The sequence below is a fragment of the Pseudogulbenkiania subflava DSM 22618 genome, from assembly GCF_900177275.1.
In the GTDB taxonomy this organism is placed as follows: Bacteria; Pseudomonadota; Gammaproteobacteria; order Burkholderiales; family Chromobacteriaceae; genus Pseudogulbenkiania; species Pseudogulbenkiania subflava.
This window is the reverse complement of record NZ_FXAG01000006.1, coordinates 16,790-39,191: the sequence shown is the minus strand read 5'-3', so window position 1 is coordinate 39,191 and position 22,402 is coordinate 16,790. Positions and strand designations below refer to the sequence as shown.

Annotated in this window: 18 protein-coding genes and 2 pseudogenes; 4 read left to right on the top strand and 16 right to left on the bottom strand. The window is 61.6% G+C overall.

Annotated features, from left to right (window positions below; translation table 11 throughout):
- Window positions 1-48: 48 nt before the first annotated feature.
- The 16 genes and pseudogenes from B9N72_RS07320 to B9N72_RS07245 form a co-directional block, all read right to left on the bottom strand.
- Complete coding sequence (locus B9N72_RS07320; RefSeq protein WP_085275775.1) at window positions 49-525, bottom strand: YbaK/EbsC family protein; 477 nt, start codon at window positions 523-525, stop codon at window positions 49-51.
- Between the two features lie 107 nt (window positions 526-632).
- Window positions 633-2,519, bottom strand: coding sequence for an alanine racemase (locus B9N72_RS07315; protein WP_085275774.1), 1,887 nt, complete (start codon window positions 2,517-2,519; stop codon window positions 633-635).
- 53 nt (window positions 2,520-2,572) lie between these two features.
- Complete coding sequence (locus B9N72_RS07310; RefSeq protein ID WP_085275773.1) at window positions 2,573-3,340, bottom strand: transporter substrate-binding domain-containing protein; 768 nt, start codon at window positions 3,338-3,340, stop codon at window positions 2,573-2,575.
- 393 nt (window positions 3,341-3,733) lie between these two features.
- Window positions 3,734-3,937, bottom strand: a complete 204-nt coding sequence (locus B9N72_RS21415; RefSeq protein ID WP_234985913.1) for a hypothetical protein — start codon at window positions 3,935-3,937, stop codon at window positions 3,734-3,736.
- Window positions 3,938-3,949: 12 nt separating this feature from the next.
- Window positions 3,950-4,057: pseudogene (locus B9N72_RS21575) on the bottom strand (PoNe immunity protein domain-containing protein); the annotation flags it as partial.
- Window positions 4,058-4,284: 227 nt separating this feature from the next.
- A complete protein-coding gene (locus B9N72_RS20660) occupies window positions 4,285-4,704 on the bottom strand; it encodes a DUF2345 domain-containing protein (RefSeq protein WP_327078284.1) in 420 nt (139 codons plus the stop codon).
- 122 nt (window positions 4,705-4,826) lie between these two features.
- Window positions 4,827-6,110 carry a type VI immunity family protein gene (locus B9N72_RS21405; protein ID WP_085275769.1) on the bottom strand — a complete coding sequence of 428 codons (1,284 nt, stop codon included), beginning with the start codon at window positions 6,108-6,110 and terminating at the stop codon, window positions 4,827-4,829.
- A gap of 15 nt (window positions 6,111-6,125) precedes the next feature.
- Window positions 6,126-6,986, bottom strand: coding sequence for a hypothetical protein (locus B9N72_RS07285; RefSeq protein ID WP_085275768.1), 861 nt, complete (start codon window positions 6,984-6,986; stop codon window positions 6,126-6,128).
- A gap of 1 nt (window position 6,987) precedes the next feature.
- Window positions 6,988-9,981, bottom strand: a pseudogene (locus B9N72_RS07280) (type VI secretion system Vgr family protein).
- 15 nt (window positions 9,982-9,996) lie between these two features.
- Window positions 9,997-10,485 (bottom strand): OmpA family protein, encoded by a 489-nt coding sequence (locus B9N72_RS07275; RefSeq protein ID WP_085275767.1) that lies wholly within the window; start codon window positions 10,483-10,485, stop codon window positions 9,997-9,999.
- Window positions 10,486-10,551: 66 nt separating this feature from the next.
- Entirely contained in the window at window positions 10,552-11,049 is a 498-nt protein-coding gene (locus B9N72_RS07270; RefSeq protein WP_085275766.1) for an Hcp family type VI secretion system effector, read from the bottom strand.
- A gap of 103 nt (window positions 11,050-11,152) precedes the next feature.
- Window positions 11,153-12,637, bottom strand: a complete 1,485-nt coding sequence (gene tssC, locus B9N72_RS07265) for a type VI secretion system contractile sheath large subunit (protein ID WP_085275765.1) — start codon at window positions 12,635-12,637, stop codon at window positions 11,153-11,155.
- A 3-nt stretch (window positions 12,638-12,640) separates the two neighbouring features.
- The gene (gene tssB / locus B9N72_RS07260; RefSeq protein ID WP_085275764.1) at window positions 12,641-13,153 is read right to left on the bottom strand and encodes a type VI secretion system contractile sheath small subunit; all 513 of its coding nucleotides are present in this window, start codon (window positions 13,151-13,153) and stop codon (window positions 12,641-12,643) included.
- Between the two features lie 41 nt (window positions 13,154-13,194).
- On the bottom strand, window positions 13,195-14,217 hold the full coding sequence (gene tagF, locus B9N72_RS07255; RefSeq protein WP_085275763.1) for a type VI secretion system-associated protein TagF: 1,023 nt from the start codon (window positions 14,215-14,217) through the stop codon (window positions 13,195-13,197).
- A 14-nt stretch (window positions 14,218-14,231) separates the two neighbouring features.
- Window positions 14,232-18,152 (bottom strand): type VI secretion system membrane subunit TssM, encoded by a 3,921-nt coding sequence (gene tssM / locus B9N72_RS07250; RefSeq protein WP_234985912.1) that lies wholly within the window; start codon window positions 18,150-18,152, stop codon window positions 14,232-14,234.
- A gap of 53 nt (window positions 18,153-18,205) precedes the next feature.
- On the bottom strand, window positions 18,206-19,033 hold the full coding sequence (locus B9N72_RS07245; protein WP_234985911.1) for a M15 family metallopeptidase: 828 nt from the start codon (window positions 19,031-19,033) through the stop codon (window positions 18,206-18,208).
- Window positions 19,034-19,226: 193 nt separating this feature from the next.
- On the opposite strand from B9N72_RS07245, the gene tssJ reads away from it, so the two are divergent.
- The 4 genes from tssJ to tssE all read left to right on the top strand — a co-directional run bounded on the left by tssJ (window position 19,227) and on the right by tssE (window position 22,386).
- The gene (gene tssJ, locus B9N72_RS07240) at window positions 19,227-19,763 is read left to right on the top strand and encodes a type VI secretion system lipoprotein TssJ (RefSeq protein ID WP_085275760.1); all 537 of its coding nucleotides are present in this window, start codon (window positions 19,227-19,229) and stop codon (window positions 19,761-19,763) included.
- A 75-nt stretch (window positions 19,764-19,838) separates the two neighbouring features.
- A complete protein-coding gene (gene tssK, locus B9N72_RS07235) occupies window positions 19,839-21,185 on the top strand; it encodes a type VI secretion system baseplate subunit TssK (protein WP_085275890.1) in 1,347 nt (448 codons plus the stop codon).
- A 7-nt stretch (window positions 21,186-21,192) separates the two neighbouring features.
- Window positions 21,193-21,897, top strand: coding sequence for a type IVB secretion system protein IcmH/DotU (gene icmH, locus B9N72_RS07230; protein ID WP_085275759.1), 705 nt, complete (start codon window positions 21,193-21,195; stop codon window positions 21,895-21,897).
- Between the two features lie 3 nt (window positions 21,898-21,900).
- On the top strand, window positions 21,901-22,386 hold the full coding sequence (tssE, locus tag B9N72_RS07225) for a type VI secretion system baseplate subunit TssE (protein WP_085275758.1): 486 nt from the start codon (window positions 21,901-21,903) through the stop codon (window positions 22,384-22,386).
- Window positions 22,387-22,402 lie beyond the last annotated feature (16 nt).

The window sequence follows — 22,402 nt, the reverse complement described above, 5'->3', positions numbered from 1 at the left end:
CCTGCAAGGGAGCCTCGCTATGCTCGAGAGGATTGGCTGGCGGTTGGTTCAGGCGATTTCCGTTACCGGCTGACATACCGCTACCCACTCGCCGCCGACCACTTCGGCCAACTTGTGCGGGCTCAGACGCACCGCGGTGTGTACGCCGCCGGCGGCCGGCATCACCTCGTCGAAGTCCTTGAGTGATTCGTCCAGATAGACTGGCAGCGGGGTGGCCAGGCCGAACGGGCAGACTCCGCCCACCGGGTGGCCGGTCAGTCGCTCCACATCCTCGCCCGGCAGCATGCGTCCCTTGCCGAAGGTGTCCTTGAACTTGCGGTTGTCGATGCGCGCATCGCCGCGCGCCACCACCAGCACCACGCGTTCGTCGGCGAGGCGGAACGCCAGCGTCTTGGCGATGCGCCCCGGCTCGACGCCGTGCGCCTCGGCCGCCAGCGCCACGGTGGCGGTGCTGGTGTCGAGCTCGATGATGGGGATGTCGTGCCCGGCACGGGCAAAGAAATCGCGGACGGATTGCAGGCTCATGGGCGTCTCGGATGGTAGGTGCAGAGCCGTCCATTATAACGACGTGACCGCCGAGTGCAGGAGGGGAGCGGCAGCGGTGGCCGCCCCCTTGGTTCATGGAGGCTGGGTTATACGGCCGCCGTGCCGATTTTCTTGACCACCTTGCGTCCCAGCAGCGAGGCCAAGAGGCCGTTGATGAAACGGGCCAAGCGTCCGTCGGCGTCGGCCTCGGCGGACAGGCCGCCGATCGAGACGGCCTGCAACAGGCTGCTCTCATGGATCAGCTCCATCGCGAAGTGCGCTTCGCGATAGGTCAGCCCGCCCTGGTGGGTCGGGTCGTCACGTCCCAGATCGCGGCCGTCCATGACGTCGATGTCGAAGTGCACGTGCAGCCCGGCCACCCCCTGGCCGACTGCGGCGATGATTTGGGGCATCAGGCTCGCCAGACCATGGCGGTCGATCTCGTCGATGGTGATCAGCCGCACGCCGTAGTCGTCGAGCAGTGCCTTGTCTTCCAGGCTGGTGTGGCGCACCCCGATCAGCACGGTGTTTTCCAGGCTCGGTCCGCGCTTCTGCTTCTTCAACGTCAGCAGCCTGTCGATGTTGCCGCGCGAGGTGAACACGATGGCACCCGCGTCCTGGCCCGCAACGTGGCCGACCGGAACTGGCGTGTCGTGCCAGGTGCCGCCGCTCAGGACCAGAGGAATCTGCCGGAACGAGCGGTAGAACAAGCCGTACAGGTCGTTGTTGTCGACCGGCGCCTTCCAGAAGAAGCTGTCGGCACTCTTCTTGCCGTGCTCGACGCATTCGTGCCCGATCGGCTCCAATTCCTCGCGCAGACCGTTGAGCAGCAGATGGCTGGCGAGCGGCTCGCACGCATCGGTCAGCTTCTCCACCAGGTTGAACAGCTTGATCACGGTGGCCTTCGCCGCTTCGGCGCAGCGCAGTCGGTATTCTTTTGCCACGTAGGGCGAGGTCATGGCCATCAAGAGCGCACCGTAGTCGAGCGTGAACGCGACGCTGTCTCCCAGCCGGTAGGTCGCCTCCGCCGCGCTGGCGTCGACGACCAGATGGTCGCTGCTGGCGCCCAGCACCTTTAGGCGCTCGTCGCAGGGGAGCAGCCCTTCCGGGGCGATGTCCTCCCGCCCCATGGCCAGGATCAGCCGGCGCGAAGGGCGGTCTTCGCCGTCGAATACCGGGCGGCGGCCGAAGGCGTCCTCGCCGGACAGCCCGTAGGGGCGCGATGGTTTGGTCTTGGCCTCGATCACGTCCGCCGTCAGGGTGTAGGCGTCTTTGTGCAGCTTTTCATATAGCCCTGGCGGGGTGGGTGATTCGGCCAGCATGATGCTGGCGCCCAGGCGCAGGTGGTTGATGCCGGCCGGTAGCTGTCCCCGTTCCAGCAGCGGCAGCGAGAAGGTGTTGCCGCCAGACACGATGGGCAGCTCGATGGCGTGGCGGCGGCGGATCTCGTCGGCCAGATAGGCCAGGTTGGAGAGGTTGTCGACAGTGGGCTGGATACCCCCGACACAGGCCAGGTTGGCCCCGACCCCGATCAGGCGCACGCCGGGCAGCGCCAGGATCTGCTCGACGTAGTCCATCGTCTCGTAGGGCAGGATGCCCTCGCGCAGGTCGCCTAGGTCGATCATCAGCACCACGTCGTGTACCACGCCGAGCTGTATGGCCGCACGCGACAGCGCCTGCAGCGTCTGCAGTTCCGAGTTCAGGCTGATGTCGGCGTGGCGCACCACCTGCTCCACCTCGTCCAGCGACGGGGCGCGGATCAGCATCAGCGGGACGGCGATGCCGTCGCGCCGCAGCCGCACGATGTTGTCGAGGCGGGAGTCGGCGATCTGCGCCACCCCGCCGCGCACCATGGCGCGCGCCACCCGGGGCGAGCCGCAGGCCGACTTGGTGACGCCAGCGACCTGGATGCCCTGCGCCCGGCAGGCCTCGACCAGCACGCTTGTGTTTTCTTTGATGCGATCAAGATCGATGATGATGCGAGGACCTGCCATGCCTGTGCTCCACTGCGTTGAACGTCGAATCGGTTACGGTGCGGTTGGCGTTATCAGCTGCCGTAAATGTCGAAGTTGAAGTATTTCTTCTGCACCTTCTGGTACACGCCGTTGCCGCGGATGGTCTCGATCGCCTTGTTCAAGCGCTCGCGCAGCGCGTTGTTGCCCTTCTTCACGGCGATGCCGGCACCGTAGCCGAAATACTTGGTATCGGAAATCCCCGGACCGGCAAAGGCATAGGCCGGCGCGCCGCCGCGCTTCAGGAACTCGGTGTCGGCTACCACTTGGTCGACGAACACGCCGTCCAGTCGCTCGGTTTTCAGATCGAGAAAGGCCTCGGTGACCTTGCCGTAGTTGACGATCTGCACACCTTTCCTGCCCCAGTGGTCCTTGGCGTAGCGCTCTTCGGTCGAGGCGCGCAGCACGCCGATGCGCTTGCCGCTGAAGTCATCCTTGGTGACCTTGACCACGCCGTTCTTGGTGACCATACGGCTCGGTGTCTGGTAGTAGCGGTTAGTGAAATCGACGGCTTTCTTGCGCTCGTCGGTGATCTGCATCGACGACAGGATGGCGTCGAACTTGCCTGCATTGAGGGCTGGAATCAGACCGTCCCACTCCTGCGGCACGATCTCGCAGGTCACCTTCATCGCTTCGCACAGCGACAGCGCGATATCCACGTCGAACCCTTCCAGATGGCCGTCGGCCGCCTGCTTGGCGAAGGGCGGGTAGTTGCCGTCGATGCCGAATCGGATCGTTTCCGCCTGAGCCATCAGCGGGGCCATGGACGCAGCCAGCAACAGCGATAGTGCAGTCTTTCTCATGTCATTCTCCTCCGGTTCTCTTTGATCGCTCCCCCCTTGTGATGGAGGGTAGGCGGGCTCAGAGTGTCACAGGGGGGAGAAGGGCTCAATAGCGCTTTTCTTAGTCAAAAAATGTCTTTGGCATTGATGTTTTTGGCATCCGGCTACGAGGCTTGCTGGGTGGCGAACGGCTAAGAATGGTATTTTGTATGCAAAAAAGAGACGTCGTATTCGTTGCGGGCAATGTCGCAAATGCGTAAGGCAAAATAGCGGCACGATGAGGCTGCTCAGCCCGGCAACACGCGATGTTTGCTTAAGCCGGCAATCCTATGGGGGCGCTTCGGCAACTGGGAATCCCGATGAGCCACGATGGAGGCTTGGCCGCAATGGGCAAATCGCGGCCAACGTTTAGGCTTACTCTGCCTCGCGATACCAGATGGTGGCGCCGTAGCGGGAGTTGGGGAAATCGAGCATCACTTCGCCCTGGGCGAAGGCACGGCGGGCGGCGGGCTTGGCCGGGGGCCACCAAGTGCCGGCTTGCGGGCAGGGGTGGTTGGCTTCGCAACGGTCCAGCTTGAATTCAGGGCTGTCAGGCTGGAAGTTCCTGGCCCAGTCCATCATATCCTTCGGGTAATTGGGGAATTCGCGCCGCTTGCTGTCGTCCAGCCCCTGAAGGACGGCGACGGCACCGGCTTCGAAACTCCAGTAGCCGTAGTAGCCGGCCTGGTTGGGTTCGAGGTGGGTATTGTGCTAGGCCAGGCCCTTCATGCTGGTTTTGTACCTGCGTTTGACGTATTGGCCCAGATCCGCAAGATGTTCTGTCGGATCATCGCCGTAAGTGCTATTCACGATGTCGCGACAGGCATCGCCGTGGTACCAGTGATCCACATCGTATCGGTCTGGCAGTGCATAGCTGAGCAGGTCTTCATAGAGGGTATCGGGTTGTCCGGGAACGTGGCATTGGGTTAATAGGTCCTGGTGTCTTCCCCGTAATACACGCTGATTGGTCCCTCGGGAACATTGTCGAGCTTGGCGTAACCGTTGCTATCCAGTACACCTTGCAACTGTGTGCCATCGACAAAATGGATCACATAAGGGGCGCCGGGAACGGGACGTAAATCGGGGTAAGAATGAGCCAGCTCTAAACTATTTTTGCGTTCGGACTGCGGCAACATTGGTAGCACTGAGTTCATGCTTGCCGCGCCACTCAACTCGTGACTCTCTCCCTTCTCACTCACCACGCTGGGGCAGTGGATGTCGATGTTGCCGCCTGAAAGCTGGATGTAACTACCGCCGCTGGTGAGCAGGATGTCCTGCTTGGCGCTGATCACCACCTTGCCTTTGCAGGAGGTGATGGCCACATCCTTGTCCGCCGTCAGCCCCATCTCCCCCCTCTGTGCCTGGACCTGCACCTTGCCCCTTGGCGGCGATCAGCTTGAGCGCAATCTTGTCCTTCACCCCCGCCACGAAGAGGCTGATGTGCTGGCCCACGTTGTGCATTCAGCGCTTACTCGGCTTCGCGGTACCAGATCGTCGCGCCGTAGGTGGAACCCGGGAAATTCGGCATGATCTCGCCGCGTGTGAAATGGTGGCGGGCACCGGGTTGGGCCGGAGTCCACCAGATACCGTCCTGTGGGCAGGGGTGGCCGCCGGGGATGCGCTGTTTTGCAGGCTGATCGAGTTGTGCAGGGGGGCGGCAGAACCGTTGTTCTGCGCTGGGCCAGTCGCCATCGCGGTCGAAGCGCGCCAGCCAGCGGCGACATTTATCGAGGTTGAAGAACACGTGGTCGATTTCTTCGTCGCCGTCCCAGCGCGGGTAGCTGATCAGCTTCAGGGTCTCGGCGCGTAGCGGTTTGATGGCTTCGGCAATCGCTGTCATCGATGGCGGAATGCCCTGTTCCACCGGGTATAGCTGCGGCAGTTCACCATCCTGGAGCCACAGCGCCTCGCCAACCGCTTCGCAGGCGACGCCAGCGGCATCTGCCAGTTGGGCCGTAACGGCATCCCGCCCACCGAGGCGCGCCAGCAAGCGCGGGCCGACGATGGTGAGCCAGCCTGGCGAGCGCATGCCGCATTCCAGCGGCCAGCAAGTGGCGTGGCCATCGGTCATCTTGAATGGCTTGTCGATGTCCATGCCGTAGAACTGGCCGGCAAAATAATGTTCGGCGTATTCGAAGTCAGGCCATGATGCATTTTCAATTGGTAGGGACCAGCTGATGCCACCGTAGCCCTGCTCGGCGTTCAGTTCCACCACTGCACGGCGGAACAGGGCCAGCAGCGCTTGGCGGTTGGTGCCTTCGGCAAACCACACCACCGGGCATTGCAGCCGCAAATAGCTGTACATTGGATATTGCATTTCAAATAGAGCCTGACAATCATGCTTACGTACACAAGCAGATAGACTGAAGTTTGTTGACTCCGTAATAGTTTCGCGTTTTGCACCAGAGGATAACTCTAGGAAAAACGTTTTATCTGATTCCCAATTCTCTTTCTCCCCGCGAATCAAACCATATTTAGTGCCCAGTCGATGCGTGCCCCCACGGCCGAAATTCACCAATTGCAGGGCGTCGCCGGTAATGTTCTGAAAGATTTCGGCCAGTTGGCAAACTATTTCCCGTTTGGCTAGAGTGTTTCCCTCGTGAAAATACAAACTCAGGCCAATTTGCAGCCCCCAGTGGAGCCAGATCTCATTCCCTGCATCGTCATTGCCATGGTAAATCTCAGACAGTTTGAAGTCGCCTGCCCGATATTCATCAGCCCACTCCATGAGCAGGTCATCATCCAGAGTCATGCTATATTTATCCTTCTATTTACGTCGGCCCGAGCTGCTGCCTTTTTGGGGCTGCTTGCTGCTGCCTTGACAATCTTCGGGCACCCGAATCAGAGCCAACGGCACTTTAGGAAAGCTGCCAACATAGTTTTCTTCTTGTTCCTTGCCAAAACTGTCATTGGCAAACTTAACCTCAACAATGGCAAACAAATTATTCAGCGTCGGCGCTTTCAATCGATCTTCGACGATGGTGATATCCGCAGACAGGTAGCCCGGCCCCGGCGGGGTTTTGTATGAAAGCCCGTTTCGGCCTGGGCGGAACTGCTCTTTTGCCAGGAAAGGCGCTTTTGCCTTGTACCAAAGTTCGGATTTCAACGGCGATTTCCATTCCAGATAAAAATCGGCCAGTTCAAACAAGATCGTCGCCGCCAACTGTTTCTGCTTGCTGAACAGCTCTTCCAGCAATTTGTCGGTCAAGGTGCGCAATACCTCCGGCTTGCCGGCTTTGGGAGCCACCTTTTCCTTATGGCCCGGCACGTAACGGCTATCGGCAAGTAGCAGCACCCGCACGATGGCAGGCCGGTAGGGGATGGGCTGCTGATAATACTGCCGGTACTGTGGTTGCCGTCCGGTAGTCGGTGCCGGGCTGCCGCTGCGCGGCAGCATCGAGCTGCGTAGATGAATCTCCTTCTTCAAGGCTTCAATCGTGCCTCCAGTATGGTCCAGCACAGCGCGAATGGCCTCCAGCAGCAAGTCTTTGCCTACCTCCAGGCCATACTGTGCCAACCACTTGAAAACATCCTTGATGAAGGGAATCAGCCGCTGGACCACAATCCGGCCCAGCACGATGAGCATTCTGCCCAGAATAAAAATGGCCAAACCAACCAGTTGTGGCATGTCAGTCTTCCAAATTGGTTGGAGAGGTCGGCGGCTGCAGATCGCAGTCGAACATGGGGGTCTGATATCGCCCGGCCAGTTGCTGGCTTGGCCAATCCAGCAACTGGGTGACTGCCTGGGCTTTGGAGAGCTTTTGCCGGAAGTCGCCACTGATCCGCTGGTTATCGGGCAGCTCGGCGATATGCAGAGTCATTTGCGCCATCTCCGGAGTACCCAGAATGCCGGTTTGGCCGTCATCGCCAAGCTTGCTGCTGATCTCGCTGCCATTGTCGGCCACCAGCCAATAGCGACGGTTTTTTAACAAACGCTCCGGCGTGCGCCAGATTTTGAAAGACCCTCTGCACGGCTCATTCGGTGGCATGACCGGCAGCGGCAGGTCCAAGCTGGCCGGCCCGCTCAGCGCATGGTCTGCTCCTTTTATGCTCACCGTGCTGGGGCAGTGGATATCAATGTTGCCGCCGGACAGCTTGATGTAGCCGCCGCCGCTGGTGAGCAGGATGTCCTGCTTGGCGCTGATCACCACCTTGCCCTTGCAGGAGGTGATGGCCACGTCCTTGTCCGCCGTCAGCTCCATGGCATCGCTCTGCGCCTGGACCTGCACCATGCCTTTCGCCGCGATCAGCTTCAGGCTCACCTTGTCCTTCACCCCTGCCACGAACAGGCTGATGTGCTGCCCCACGTTGTGCAGCCAGCGCCGGCCCGAGGTTTGGTTCGTGTCGCGCTGGGCAACCTGGTCGATATTGCTGCCTGCGGCCAACGTTAAGGCGTTGTCGGGTGCTGGCGGCCAGGCCGGCCGGGGCATAGAAGGCCATCAGGGGCTGTTGACCAGCTTGAGCCAACCCCTCGCCTTTAGCGGCGGTTTTGGATTCCTTATCGGTGTTGGTCCCGGCTTCCCACGCTTCCAGCGCCGCGACATGGTGCTGCAGGTGGCCGTCGGTCTGCTTCGGCCCTTTGCTGTTGTCGGGCTTGATTTCTTCCGGGCCGGTTTCGACGCTGTCGGCCAATTGGGCGGTGGCGGTCTCGCCGAGGGATTGGCTGAGTGCCAGGGCCGCATCGAGCTGGCTTTGCGCACCGTCGCGTGCCAGTTGTTTGCCGGCGGCGCTGTTCTGCGCTTCGGTGCTCAGCAGCAGGCCGTGCCCGGCGCGGATGGCGCCGTGGCGGTCGGTGCGCAGTTCAAAGCCGTCACCACGCGGGGTGGCCTTGCCGGCGGTGCGCGGGTGAGTGAGGTAACCCTGGTTGAGCTGGGTGGCGCCATGTTCGGACGAGAGCTTGGCGCGCACTTCGCCGGGGGTGTCGTCGAACAGCAGTTCGTTGTACTGCCCGCCGTGGTGTTCCTTGCTCTTGATACCGGACAGGGTCTTGTTGGCCGGCAGGCTGCCGGCGCCGCTGAAGGCGGGCGGCGGGTGGCTGCCGTTGTACAGGACTCCCATAATGACGGGCCGGTCGATGTCGCCGTCGAGGAAGTCGACCAGCACTTCCTGCCCGATGCGCGGGATGAACTGGTGGCCCCAGCCGGCCCCGGCCGAGGGCAGGGCCACGCGCAGCCAGCAGCTTGAGGTGTCGTCGAGGTTGGCACCGATGGTCGGGTGTTCGTCCGGGCGTTGCCAGTGGAACTGCACCTTGATGCGGCCGTGGTGGTCGGTGTGGATTTCTTCCCCCTCTGGGCCGACCACGGTGGCGGTCTGGGCGCCGCGGGCGGTGGGTTTGGCCAGCGCGGTGCCGGCGTAGGCCGGGGTGAGCGGCAGGCCGCGGCGCTGGGCGCTGAAGGTGGTGTGGTACGGAACGGTGCTTGCCGACGTGTCGGCCTCCGCGCCGGCCGTCAACGTTGGCCGAAGGCTGGCCGGCAGCGCCCGTGCCAGCTCGGTTGGCAGGTTGTTGCGTGCCTGGAAGGTTTGGCGCGTGACGACGAATTCGCGCTGTTCGGCGCTATCCCCCTCGTGCGCCGGGTGGTCGTCGAGCCGGAACCACTGCCCGGCGGTCAGCCCACGTACGCTCCCACTGCCGTCGAAGCGCTTGGCTTGCGCATCGTGCGCCTGCTGGCGCAGCCGGGCGTAGTGGGCGAGCTGGTCGGCGTCGCCAGCGTAGTACGGGCCGGGACGTCGTAGTCCTGCAGGCTGCTTTGCAGCCGGGCGCCGTCGGTGCCTTGATCGACGGCACTGGTATCCCCGCTGTGGCCGGTGGCGACCGGCTGGTAGTCGAAGCTCGCCAGTGCCACGCTACCGCTGACGATCTGGCGCGTGCTGTCCCAGCGGGTGAGGCCGTCCTCTTCCTCGGTGGCGTCGCGGCGGTGGAAGCGCACCCGCTCCACCCCGGCGGGCGGCGGAGAATAGGGATCGTCGAACGCCACCAGTGTCACCTGGGGCGTATTTCCTCGCGACGCTTCGCTACCGCGCTCGGTCGCTCCCTCTCCCTGTTCGAAGCGCCAGGCCAGCCCCTCCTCGTGCAGCAGACGCACGACGAAATCGTAGTCGCTCTCGCGGTATTGCAAGCAATAGCTACGCGGCGGCAGTTCTCCCGCGAAGGCGAAGTCGAGCGACTGCACCGCCGCGAACACCGGGTTGGCGGCGGCGTGTTCGGCGAACACCTGGCGCACGATGTCGGGCACCGACAAGTCCTGAAACACCCGCGACGTCTTGCGCAGACGCAGTAGCGCGAACGGCGGCTCGACGGTGAGCGCGTACTTGGAGAAGCCGCCATCGCTACCCACCGCCTCGGCGGCGCTGACCACGCCGCAGCGCACCTGCTCGGTGCCGTCCGCCCCCGCGATGCCGAGCCGTACCGGCACGCCGAGCAGGCTCTTGAGTTCGAGGCCGGTATCGGGCGACAGGCACTCGACGCGATAGCGGTAGCTGTCGGACACCGCTTCGTCGCCGTGCACGGCGAGCGGCAGCAGTGTCTCGCCCCAGCGCCCGCCGTCGCCCAGTTGCAGGGTCAGCAGGCGCTGCTCCTGGGTGAAGGTGGCGGCGAAAGCTGAAAGAAGATCAAGGGCGCTCATGACATCAATCAGGAATTAACCATTGAACGTGATGCGAACAGCGTGCAGTTTTTGCTTGGTGTCGGCACGGACGGTAATGCGTATGGCCGAGATACCGCTTTCGACCAGCAGGTCTTTCACAGCCATGGCCCTGGCTTTGGCGGCGGCAGCGGCATTGCCAACCTCACGCCCATTGCAAAAACCGGTGACAACAATTTGTTTGGCGATCACCAGAGCCGGTGCCAGTGCACGTACCTGCTGCTCGGTGACGGGGGTCAGCTTGGAGCTCATCTTCTCGAAGGGAATCAGCGTCGGGTCGTTGGCGACGGTTTTGTTGCCGGTTTCTTCGATGACTTTCGTGGTGGCCTGATCGAGCCCGGCAGTGACCTTGGCCACAATAGTCTTTCCTTGCGAGTCTTGGGCCGCTGCCGCATTCATTGCCGCATTTTGAGCCGCCTGCTTGGTTCCGGCACAGCCCGTGAGCAGGGTGGCACAAATAGCGAGAGAGGCGATTTTGTAAAACATGAATTTTCCTTTCAAAATAAAGACCCGCATGATTACCGACGCGGGCCTTTATCTACATCAAATAAATTAAGCGATGACTTTATTGGCGGTCAGATCCCAGCCTGCGCTGACATTGCCGCCACCGGCGCCGTCGGCACGTTTCTGCTGGGTGTAGGTCCACTTGATCTTGCCGTAGCTGAAGCTGACCTTCTCGCTGGGGAAGCCGGCATCGTTGGCCGAACCGTTCGGAACGACTTTGGAGATCAGCACCTGCTCCATCTTGATCTCCATGTACTTCACCTTGTCGCCACCGGCACGGCACAGCTCGATGGTGACATCCTTGATGTGCTTGCCGGTGCAGCACGCTTCGTAGATCTTCGGGCTGGCCTTGTCCAGGAAGTGGGTGATTTCGTACACGCCGTGGTTGACGCGTTCGGCGGTGGCGCCACCGGCCGAGCTGGCAGTGGCCTGGGCCGGCTGCTCGATCAGGTGGGAGAAGGACTGGATCTCGATCCAGTCTTTGTGTTGATCGTCGGTGCTTTCACCCGGAATTCCGTCGATTTTCAGGAAGGCGTCAAAAGCCATTGCATTCTCCTTGGATAAATAAAGATGGAAGAGTTACTTCCAAAACAAATGCCTCGCCTCCTGTCCGCACTGAATGCCGACAGGGTGGTGAGTCGTTGTGGCGTTAGCCTGCCGGCTGTGGCAGCTCGGCAACCAAACGCAGGGAAATGGTGAGTTCGTCGAGTTGGAAGTGCGGACGTAGGAAGGCGGCGGCACGGTACACGCCCGGCTTGCCTGGGACTTCCACAACATCCACGCGTGCTTCGCGCAACGGGTATTTCGCCTTGGCTTCCTGGCTGGCGGAATCGTCCAGCAGTACGTATTGCGCCAGCCAGGTATTCAGGAAATCCTGAACGTTCTGGCGCGAGGCGAAGCTGCCGATCTTGTCGCGCATGATGGATTTCATGTAATGCGCGATGCGCGATACCGCGAAGATGTAGGGCAGCTGGGTGGAGAGGCGCGCGTTGGCGTTGGCCGCATCGGTGTTGTAGACCTTGGCCTTCTGTACCGACTGGCCGCTGAAGAAGGCGGCGTAGTCGGTGTTCTTGCAGTGCACCAGCGAGATGAAGCCAAGGTCTGATAGCAGCTTTTCGGTGCGGTCGGTCACGGCCACTTCGGTGGGACACTTGAGCGCCACTTCGCCGTCATCGGTCTTGAAGGTATGCGCAGGCAGGCCTTCGACCAAGCCGCCGCCTTCCACGCCGCGGATCGCCGCCAGCCAGCCGTACTGGGCAAAGGCATCGGTCAGACGGGCCGCATAGCCATAAGCGGCGTTGGTCCACAGGTATTTGTCGTGATGGCTGCCGTCGACATTTTCTTCAAAGTCGAAAGCTTCCACCGGCACGTTGTCACGGCCGTACGGCAGGCGGCCGAGCACATGCGGCAGTACCAGTCCAACGTAGCGCGAATCTTCGGATTCGCGGAAAGACTTCCACTTGGCGTATTCCACGGTGTCGAAGATCTTGGCCAGATCGCGCGGCTTGCCGATGTCGGTGAAACTTTCCAAGCCGAACAGGCCGGGCGAGGCGGAGGAGATCAGTGGCGCATGTGCCGAGGCCGCGACATGGGACAGCTCGTCCAGCAGGTAGAAGTCTTCTGGATGGCGGGTGAATTCGTAGTCGCCCACCAGGGCGGCGTAGGGTGCCCCGCCGAAGGTGCCGTACTCTTCCTCGTAAATCTTCTTGAACAAGGCGCTCTGATCGAACTCAGGCGAGGCCTTGAAGTCCTTGACCAAGTCTTTCTTGGAGGCATTGAGCACCTTGATCTTCAGCATGGTGCTGGTTTCCGATTCCGCCACCAGATACTTGAGGCCGCGCCACGAGGCTTCCAGCTTCTGGAACTCGGGGTGGTGCATCACCTCGTTGAGCTGGGACGACAGCAGAGCGTCCAACTCGGCGATACGGGCATCGATGCTGGCGGACAGGTCGCGCGATACGGTCACGCTGCCTTCCAGAACCTGGGCGACTAGTTCGCCGATCAGGTCGCGGGTATGGCCTTTTTCGCTTTCGTTGGTGGCGATGCGACTCTGTTCGATGATGCTGTCCAGCAGACTGCCGGCATCGACGGCGCTCGGGTTCGCTGCCGTGTCCAGTTGTTGTGCGCTGTTCATGGTTTACTCCCCGGTGTTGTCGCTTTGGGTGGATTGGCTGATCTGGCGCAGTTTCTCGGTATCGCGCACCACCTCGTCCAGCAGCTCTTCCAGCTTGTCGTTGCCGGCCAGCTTGTTGCGCAGATCGGCCAAGCGGGTGCGTGCTTCCAGCAACTGCTTGAGCGGTTCCACCTGGGCCACCACGTTCTGCGGCTCGAAATCGGCCAACTCGTTGAAGTTCAGTTCCATTGCCAACTGGCTGCCGTCGTCCTGCAGCTTGTTGTCGACCTTGATGGCCAGGCGCGGCGCCATGCCCTTGAGGACTTCATCGAAGTTGTCGCGGTCGATCTGCACGAACTTGCGCTCCTTCATCTTGGGCAGCGGGTTCTTGCTGTGACCGGAATAGTCGCCCAGCACGCCCAGCACGAAGGGCAGTTCCTTGGTCTCGATGGCGTCGCCGATTTCGACGTCGTAAGTGATCTGCACGCGCGGGGGGCGGACCCGCGACAGTTTTTTCTGGGTGCTTTCTTTGCTCATGGTGTGTTCTCGAAAAGGTGGTCTGTCAGGGTTGAGCGGCGTCAGGCGATGCTGCGGGCAAGGCTGGCGACAAGGTCGCGTAACTGCGCGACGCTAAGACCCGGGTCGTTCAGGCGCCGTCCCAGGATGTAAGAGGCCTCGGCGTAGGACTGATGGCGGCGCCAGGGTGCCTGCTCATCGCCGATGTCCACGACGAAACGTTCGTCCAGCGGCTCGCCCCAGCATTGCGCCACGATGTGGGCGTCCGGCGAGCGTGGCTGGAGGGCCAAGAAGCGTCCGTCTGGCCGGTTGATCAGCAGGCACTGGGCATCGTCGGCCCCATGGGAGCTGGCAGCGGCCTGGTACAGCGACAGCCAGGTGGCGGCGGCCAGCATGTCTTCGCCATCGGTGGCTGGCAGCGGCAGCAGGTAGGTCTGTGCGCACAGGCTGTCGCGGAAGCGGTGCTGCAACTGGCTGTGGAAGATGAAGGCCAGCAAGGTGGTCTCCAGCGTATGGCCGGGCTGGCGGGCGAGCAGCCTTTCCAGTTGGTGTGCCGGGGTGATGGTCAGATGGCGGGACAGCAACTGTTCGGCCAGGGCGACATCGTCGTTCGAGGCCACGCCGAACAGCGCTTGAGCTTCCAGAAACTGGCGGCATGCCACCATTTCCACCGCGTTGTCGATGGCGCTTGCAAGTTGATCCTTCAAGCCTGAAAAGAACAGCTCGCAGGTGAGCAGCAGCACGGCCAACGGTGGCAGTGCCAGGCTGGCAGGTAGTTGGGTGACGGCGACCAGCGGGTAGTTGCGTCCGCTTTCGTCGTGGCTGGGCTGGATCACGCCGAGCGACAGCCAATCCTGATCCCGGCTGCGCAGCACGAAGCAGGAGGGGGGCATGGCACGGTAGCGGGCGACGGCCTCTGTGGCGGGGGAGAGCAGGCTGATGCTGTCCGCCAGCAGATGGTCCAACTGTGCCGCCGCCGGATGGGTAGCGTTGATGCGAATGAAGTCGGCGCGGCGCGGCAGTTTGCCGAAGATGCAGTACGATGATGCCGCGGCTTCCTGGGTGCGTTTAAAAGTGAAGCTCAAGACTATGGCCCCGTTTACAACGTTACGCGCTCGGGCAACGTCAGTTTGTTAAGACGGGTCAACTGCAGCGGGTTGACGCCGCTGAGTACCCGGAAATTGACACGCACGCTTTGCGTATCCCCGTCGGCCTTGCGCAGCGTCCAGGCCAGCTGTGTCCCATCCGGGCCATCCTGCACGACCTTGGCTCCAGCCAGCAGGCGCATCAGACCCATACCGCCAGGGTGGTTGGCCACCACGCTGCTGGCGCCGGTGTATGACAACACTTGGATGCGTGCGCCGGCGGTCTGGCTACTGCCGTTCCAGGTGAAGGGCTGCCAGATCTGCGGGCCGTTGCGATAGCGCAGTTCCTGGCCATCGATATCGAAGACGATCTCGGAGAGCCCCGGCGTCGGTTGCGGCTGCAGTTCGAAGCGGAGGCTGTCACCCTCCTGCAACTGGCCGTTGGCCAGTGCGGACAGGCTGCTCACGCTGCTGAGGAAGGCCGGGTTGAACTTGATGCCGAGGTCGCCCCAGGCGCGCGGTACCAGCATGTCGCCTTTTTTCTGGACCAGGCCGGCCAGGTATTTGTTGATGAAACGATCCAGCGTGCCGTCGTTGGCTTTCAGGAAACGGTTGATCTCGGCAATGGACGCCGTGCTGCCGGCATCGCTGAACGGGTATTTGGCCGCCAGTTGACGCCATTGCGGCAGGACCTCCGTGGCCCAGGCCTGATTGATGTCGGCGCTGACCGGGCCGAGCAGGGTGCTGTAGGAGTGGCTGAGTGGTCGCACCAGCATCGGACGCACCAGACTGACGGTGTCGGGCGTGCTTTGTGCCAGCAAGGCGTTGTCGACGTAGGCGATACTGTCCGCCAGTTCCGAGCCGCTGTTGTTGAAGGTGGCCTGCAGGGTGGCGCGAGCCAGGGAGCCCGGGTCGTCGGTGCTGGCAATGGCTCCCAGCTTGGCCTTCAGTTTGGCCAGTTGCTCCAGGTAGCCGTTGATCGGCGCATTGTCGCCTTTCACCAACTGGGCTACTCCGGCAAACTGTCGGCCCACTTCGCCGTAGAGTTTGTCCTTGGGCGTGTTCTCGCCGCTGCCGCCTTTCAGCAGTTCGGCGGTTTTTTCCAGTACCGACTGCTTGGCATTCTCCAGCGAACGGTTGAGCTCGGACGGGTTGTCCCATGCCGTTTCCGTTGCCGCTTGCGCCAGGATCAGCTTGATGGGCGAGGCTTCCCGGTCCGACAGGCGAGTCATGGCCGAGGCGGACTGTGCCGGGCTGGTGAAATCACGTACCGTGACGCCCTGCAGGAAGCGCTTCCAGCTGTCGATATAGGCTGCGCGGTATTGTGCTTCGAGGGCCGCCCGGTTCTTCTCGCCATCACCATCCTTGCCCAGATTGTCCTGGCTGGTGGCTGCCAGCACCCAGTCGTCGCTACGGATTTCTCCCTTGCTCGCCTCCTCGATGGCGCCTTTCACGTACTGATCCCACGCCTCACGGGTAAACGCTCCTTCCACCATCTGGCTGCCTGCCATGATGTCCAGGTCGCGGTTGTTGAGAATGCGGGCCACGGTCAGCGGCGCGAAGCGGGTGTTGGCTCGGGCTCGGATTTCATTGAATACCCGCTCTTCGGCCGACATGCGCTTGAACGAGCCGCGCAGCACCTCGCGTGCCTGGTTGACCACGCGCAGGTTGGGCGAAATCAGTGGCAGGTCCGGTGCCTTTAGCTGGCTGATGTAGAACGCCAGCAACTTTTCGGCGACCGCCATGATCTCTTCGGTGCTGTATTGCCCGCGCTGGGCTTCCAGATAGGGGCGCCAGTAGCGTGGCAGTTGGTCCGCCAGATGTGCCGGCTCCATGCGCTGAGGCTGGTACAGCATCAGATAGGTTTTCAGTGCGTTGTAACTGGCATCCAGCTGCGGCGACTTGGCCGGAGCCTGGGCCGGGCGTTCTGCCGATACTTCCGTGGCTGCCGCGACAGCTTGTGTGGCGGCGGTCACAGAGGCTGCCGACGGCTGAATTGCTGTGATGCGAGCCGGGGGTGTCCAACTGGCCCGGCGCAGGCCGAAGCCGGCCGCCTGCCAGTTCATCGCCACCGGCTGTTGGGCATGGTGCGGCCAGACGGCAGTCCGAACGTGGTGGTCGTCGCTCGACAGGGTTACTGGGCGTCCCCGGTATTCTTCGGGAATGGCGCCTAATTGGATGTTCGGCAGCGGCTTGCCTTGCAGCCGCGGACGGTATTGGGGCTTGGGTTTTGCCGGCGTGGTCACAGGGGCTGGCGTTGGCGCAACCGGCTTCGCCTCCTGTACCGGAGGCGCTGGCTGCCGCTGGTCGAGCGCGAGCAGGGTGGTTTCCAGATTACGCTGAACCGGCAGCAGCATCAGGGTCTTGATGCCGGCAAAGTATTCGCTGCGTAATGCGGCTTCCAGTGGCTTGCCCTGATACAGGCCCACACCAATCTGCCAAGGGGCTCCCTCGGTACGGTACGCCTGCAACTGCTCCAGGCGGGTTTGCAACTGCTGCAGTGCACGCAACTTGTCGTACAGTTGGCCGGAAGCCGCCAGCTTGCGAGCGGCTTCCCGTTCCTGGCTGATTTCCGCCAGCAGCTGCTGGTTGCCGATGTAGGACCAGCTCCACAGGCCTGCCAGTACGCTGAGCGTCAGCACGCCGGCTGCCATGGCTGCCATGCGCCAGCGGCTGCCGCTGTACCGGGTCTGCCGTGAGATCAGGTGCTGGTCTGGAAACAGGACCTTGCGAAACAGGTCGCCCAGGAAAAAGCTGTACGAAGCCGGAACCTGGCGCTTGTCACCCTGCTTGGCACTCAGGTCGAACTGCCCTTGTACTCGGCTGGCCGCCACGATGCGTGGCGTGCCTTCCTGCAGTGCGCTGGTGAAGTAGAAGCCGCGCAGCAGTGGACGGGCGTGATAGGGGTCGTCCTCGTACAGCAGAGTCACGAATTTCACGACGGCCTCTTTCAGGCCGTGAAACTCAATCGGGAAGGCGAAGTGCGCCGGACGAACCTGATCGCCGCGATATTGCAGCAGCTTCTCCTCGCCAGCCTGCACCAAACCGCGATGGAGCAACTCGAATTGCTGGGAGGCCACGGTGGAGGCGTCGAAGCCGTTACCCTGGCTGGCCGTCAGGGTGCTGCCCCACACCCGGGCGCGCTCTTCTTCAGGCATGTCCTGGAAGAACTCTGCGAACCCGCCCAGTAAGTCCAGTTTGGTAAACACCAGGTAGACGGGGACGTGCAGCCCGAACGTGCTGCAGACCTCGTGGATGCGCTCCCGTACCTGACGGACATACAGCGAAAAGCCTTCGCTGTGGTGCTGGGCCAGTTCGGGCAGGCTGATGGCGACCAGGATGCCGTTCACCGGCGCCTTGGGCCGATGTTTTTTCAGTAGTTTCAGAAAGGCCAGCCACTCGCCACGGTCCTCGCTCTGGGTCGCGTAGCGACCAGCGGTGTCGAGCAGCACCCCCTCGGTGGAGAAGAACCAGTCGCAGTTGCGCGTGCCGCCTACCCCCTGGATGCCGCTCTTGTCGCTGAAGGGGAAGGTGAGGCCGGATTGCAGGATGGCCGAGCTCTTGCCGGCGGCGGGATGGCCGATGATCATGTACCAGGGCAGTTCGTACAGCGCCGCATTGCCGCTGCTGTTGCCGAGTTTCGACTTCTTCAGGGTGTCGATGGCGGCCAGCAGGCGCTGACGCAGCAGGGTGACTTCGGCACGCTTGTCAGAGCCAGCATGGATCACGGCATCGTCCGCCTGCTGCCGCAGCATTTTCTCCAGCAGCCCGCCGGCACGCCGCGCCAGAAGCTGTCCGATCAGCAAGCTGACCACCCAGAGCAGCATGATCACGACGATGCAGCTCAGCCTGGCCTCTAGGGTTTCCAGCCCCATCCATTCACCCAGGAACCAGATCAGGGCGATCAGGATCAGGAATCCGATTGCCGATGCCACCTTGGCATATCGACGCCAACCTTTTTTCAACACCTCTTCACCTTCCTATTTGTTTATTGCTGCCGGGCCAGCAGCTGCTTGAGCGAGCCGCTGCGTTCGATATGGCCGTAGTCCTTGAAGCTCCAGTTGCCGCCCCAGGTCAGCCCCGCCGCCGTCGCTTCCTCCCCCAGGGCGAGATAGGCCGACATGGCCCAGGGATCGCGCTCCGAAATCACGACTTTCCCATTCCTGATAGGAGCCAGATCGACGGCCAAGCCGTACTGGTGCTTGCTCTGTCCGCCCTTGGCCTTGGTGACCAGCGTGCCTTGTCCCGCCAGGGCATCTTGACGCTCGGGGCTGCGGTAACCCTCCAACAGGGTCATGGGGTAGCCACGCGCTTCCAGCCGTGCCATGACGCGCAGTACCGTCTGAACGAACGCAGCGTCGAGCTTGTTCCAGTCCCGGTCCGCCCGGTTCAGTCGCGGCTGTTCGCTGATGGCATCCGTGAAAGCCTCCGGGGGCAGAGGCGGGGGAGGAACCAGCTGTTCCTCCTGCAAGGTCAGTTTGATGCGTGAGCTGTGCGTGTATTCATTGGGGATGAATTCCGACGAGCCGTGCATTTCTCTAAAAAACAAAGCCAATACAACTGGCATGGCGGCCAAAGATAACGAAATAAGGGGTGTCCTGGCAATGACGAAGTACTTTTTTATGGATTTTCTGCTGTTTGTTTGTCGCATTGGTGCCGTGCTGGATGGTGTCCCTTGGCGCGGGTTCTGAGCGAGGATACTGGCCGCCTGAGTTGTGGCTGTGTCGCTTGTTTCTTTTGTAATTGGTTCATTTAATAGGTTTTTTTTGTTGAAAAAGCGTAGTCCAATCCATGCGATCAGGCATATCAGCAGCATGGCTGTCGCTGGGGCGAGGTAGACTTGTACTGAGTTAGGCCAGTTCATATGTCAGCTTTGGTCAATGACCATGTAGTTAACTATGTTTTTATTAGTATATTTACTAAAAAATTAGTATTTTTACTAACTTTGTACAAAAAATGCTTTTCAATTATCATGTCTCTTTGGCATGATTTCCAGAGGTGGCTGACAGATGCAGCATTGCAAGACCGGGGTGCGGTGCCATGCCAGGGTGCTCCTGGGGCTATTGGTGCCTGCTGTATTGCTCTTGTTCGGGTGTGCTTCGAACCAGGAAGTACAGGTGTCCGGCGAAGCCTCCGCGCAGTTGAACCGCGACAGTCGCGGCAAGCCGCTGTCGGTCGTGGTGAGGGTCTATCAGCTGAAGTCGGATCAGGCGTTCAACCGCTTGAGCATGGAGGCGCTGGTGGCGGCCAAGTCGGACAAGGAGCTGCTGGCATCCGAACTGCTCGACATGCGCGAGATGACGCTGCTGCCGGGCGCGCGCGTCACAGTGTCCGATTTCGTGGTGAATCCCGAGGCCTCGCACATTGGCCTGGTGGCTCTGTTCCGTCAGCCGGACCGGCATTTCTGGCGCTTGCTGTTCGATGCCGGTGCCGTGCGCAGCAAGGGGCTGCAATTCATGGCGGAAGACTGCTACCTGCGCGCCGTCAAACCCCCGGCAAAACTGCTGCCGGGGCAGCCCAAGTCGCTGCAGGTCGATTGCCGCTAGGCCGGATGTTTGCCTGGTGTGTTGGTTTTGGATGTGTTGCCAGTGCAGGGTGCCTGGCTCACCGGATTGATGAAGATGCAACAAGCTAAACGTGTGTTGTGGGGCGAAGGCATGTTTCTGCGCCCGCAGCATTTTCAACAGCAAACGCTGTTTCTCGAGCAAGATGTCGTCAGCCGCCAGCAACTGCTGCGCCGCCATACGTGGGGCGTGCAGCAACTGCGGCTGGATGAACAGGCGCTAAAGGGAGGGATGGTGCGGGTGGATGCCCTAGGCATCCTGTTCCGCGACGGCCTGCTCTATCAGGCCCCGCAGTCCTCGCCATTGCCCTTGTCCAGGGATCTCTCGACCCTGCCGCAACTGGGGGTGGCAACGACGCTATATGCCTGCCTGGCCGATCTGCAGGCCTATGGCGGCAATGCGCATAGCGGCGAGCAGGCCGGCAGGCCGAGCCGCTATCAGAATGGTGGAGCGGAACTGGCCGATCTCTACACCCAGGCGCTGCCGGCCGAGGTGGCGACACTGGAGCCCGACGTGCGCCTGATGTTCGAAGAAGAGAACCGCGATGGCTACGACGCCATTCCTCTGTGTCGCCTTCAGAAGGATGCCACCGGCCAGTGGGGCGTGGCCGGCGATTTTCTGCCGCCGCTGCTGACCATCGGCGCTACGGGAGAACTCCCGCAGTTGGTGCGGCGACTGCTGGATATCCTGCTGGTGAAAAGCCAGGCTCTGGCGGGGGCGCAGCGCGAGCGAGCCAAGAGCGTGATGGAATTCGGCTCCAGCGACATCAGCGCCTTCTGGTTGCTGCATACCGTTAATCGTAACTTCGCCCGTTTGCGCCACCTGTCGCTGAGCAACCCGCTGCATCCGGAAGAGCTGTACATGGCGCTGGTGGAGTTTTGCGGCGAGCTGCAGACATTTTCCACCCGCTATGCACTGGCCGACATACCCGCCTACCGCCATGACGATCTGCATGCGGTGTTTGCCGCGTTGGACCTGCAGATACGCGAGCTGCTTGAAACCGTCATCTCGGCACGTTATGTCGTCATCCCGCTGCATTCCCCGAAGCCATCCTTCCATATCGGCCGGCTGGAGAGCGACCGCCTGCTGGACAACGTCGACTTTTACCTCTCGGTGCAGAGCGAGCAGCCGGCCAGCCAGGTCATCGACAACGTGCCACTCAAGTTCAAGATCGGTGCGCCGGACGATGTCGAGAAAATTCTCAACTCCGCCATGCGCGGGGTGGCGCTGAGCCATGCGGCGCAGACGCCTTCCGCCGTGCCGGTGCGGGTGGGCAATCACTACTTTGCGCTTCAGCCGCACGGCGACATTTTTGCCCGCATGCTGCAGTCGCGCAGCATCTGCATCTACGTTCCGCAAACCCTGTCCGGGCTGACCCTGGAACTGATCGCCGTTTTCCGTTGAGGTCGACATGAGCCAAGCCGCCGTAACCGCCACCGCCAACGAGTCCACCATCAACGTGGCCAGCACCGGCCCCAGTCTGCGCGAGATGCTGGAAGACGGGGTGTACCTGCTGTTTCTGCTGAAAGACGGCAACGCGCCGGGCAGCAGTGTGGAGTTCAACCGCCGTATCGACCAGTTCCTGCTGCAATACGAACGCAACGCCCGCAATTTCGGCAAGTCGGTCGAAGCCATCGGCCAGGCTAAATATGCGTTCTGTGCCTTGCTGGACGAAATCATTCTGTCCTCCGATTTTTCGTTGCGCGACGAGTGGGAGCGCATGCCGCTGCAACTGCGTCTGTTTGGCGAGCATCTGGCCGGGGAGGGCTTCTTCAACCGGCTGGAGCAATTGCGTCTGGAACCGGCGCGGCACATCGAGGAACTGGAGGTGTATTACACCTGCCTGTTGCTCGGCTTTCAGGGGCGCTACCTGTTGGAGGGCGAAGAGAAGCTTGGTTATCTCACCCATAAGCTGGGGCAGGAAATTCAGCAAGTACGCGGCGGCAAAGCCGAGTTCGCACCCAATTGGCAACTGCCGCAACGTTTCCAGGCCTTTGTCCGTCATGAATTGCCACTGTGGCTGTACTTCGCCCTGTTGGCCCTGGCTGGTGCCACGATCTGGGGGACGTATCACTGGCTGCTCGGCCGTCAGTTGAGCAAACTGTTCGGGATCTAAGCGATGCATGCCCCCTCCCTGAGGCACACCCAGATACTGCCTTCAGTGCTGGATCGGCTGCTGGACGACCAACCCGATCTCAGCCATGGGGCCGAGCACCTGCTGTTCGAGCTGCCGCAGTTCCGCCGCGCACTGGCGCGTGATCTGGAAGCGCTGCTCAATACCCGTGTCATGGCGCAGCCGGAGCTGTTCGAGGCCCATACCCTGGCGGGTGACAGCATGCTGCAGTTCGGCATTCCCGATCTGAGCGGCATCAGCCTGCTGAATCCCGACGATCGCGAACTGCTGCGGGAGCAACTGCGCCGCGCCATTGAAATCCACGAGCCGCGTTTGTCTCGCGTCAGGGTGAATCTGGATGCCCCGAGGGAAATGGAGCGACACCTGCGCTTCCGCGTCGATGCGGTACTGAAGGTACACCCGCACCGTCCCCCGGTGAGCTTTGACGCCACGCTGCAATTGTCGTCCAACGTTTACAAGGTTCAGGGCTGAAAAGCCGTCGTCTTTC

What these genes read in the sequence shown, in the direction of transcription:
- B9N72_RS07275 (WP_085275767.1), bottom strand. Translation starts at nt 10,485, where the DNA reads ATGTTTTACAAAATCGCCTCTCTCGCTATTTGTGCCACCCTGCTCACG.
- tssE (WP_085275758.1), top strand. Translation starts at nt 21,901, where the DNA reads ATGCATGCCCCCTCCCTGAGGCACACCCAGATACTGCCTTCAGTGCTG.
- B9N72_RS07285 (WP_085275768.1), bottom strand. Translation starts at nt 6,986, where the DNA reads ATGCCACAACTGGTTGGTTTGGCCATTTTTATTCTGGGCAGAATGCTC.
- B9N72_RS20660 (WP_327078284.1), bottom strand. Translation starts at nt 4,704, where the DNA reads ATGGGGCTGACGGCGGACAAGGATGTGGCCATCACCTCCTGCAAAGGC.
- B9N72_RS07320 (WP_085275775.1), bottom strand. Translation starts at nt 525, where the DNA reads ATGAGCCTGCAATCCGTCCGCGATTTCTTTGCCCGTGCCGGGCACGAC.
- tssK (WP_085275890.1), top strand. Translation starts at nt 19,839, where the DNA reads ATGCAACAAGCTAAACGTGTGTTGTGGGGCGAAGGCATGTTTCTGCGC.
- B9N72_RS07315 (WP_085275774.1), bottom strand. Translation starts at nt 2,519, where the DNA reads ATGGCAGGTCCTCGCATCATCATCGATCTTGATCGCATCAAAGAAAAC.
- B9N72_RS07270 (WP_085275766.1), bottom strand. Translation starts at nt 11,049, where the DNA reads ATGGCTTTTGACGCCTTCCTGAAAATCGACGGAATTCCGGGTGAAAGC.
- tssC (WP_085275765.1), bottom strand. Translation starts at nt 12,637, where the DNA reads ATGAACAGCGCACAACAACTGGACACGGCAGCGAACCCGAGCGCCGTC.
- B9N72_RS07310 (WP_085275773.1), bottom strand. Translation starts at nt 3,340, where the DNA reads ATGAGAAAGACTGCACTATCGCTGTTGCTGGCTGCGTCCATGGCCCCG.
- tssJ (WP_085275760.1), top strand. Translation starts at nt 19,227, where the DNA reads ATGCAGCATTGCAAGACCGGGGTGCGGTGCCATGCCAGGGTGCTCCTG.
- B9N72_RS21415 (WP_234985913.1), bottom strand. Translation starts at nt 3,937, where the DNA reads ATGGACTGGGCCAGGAACTTCCAGCCTGACAGCCCTGAATTCAAGCTG.
- icmH (WP_085275759.1), top strand. Translation starts at nt 21,193, where the DNA reads ATGAGCCAAGCCGCCGTAACCGCCACCGCCAACGAGTCCACCATCAAC.
- B9N72_RS07245 (WP_234985911.1), bottom strand. Translation starts at nt 19,033, where the DNA reads ATGCTGCTGATATGCCTGATCGCATGGATTGGACTACGCTTTTTCAAC.
- B9N72_RS21405 (WP_085275769.1), bottom strand. Translation starts at nt 6,110, where the DNA reads ATGACTCTGGATGATGACCTGCTCATGGAGTGGGCTGATGAATATCGG.
- tssB (WP_085275764.1), bottom strand. Translation starts at nt 13,153, where the DNA reads ATGAGCAAAGAAAGCACCCAGAAAAAACTGTCGCGGGTCCGCCCCCCG.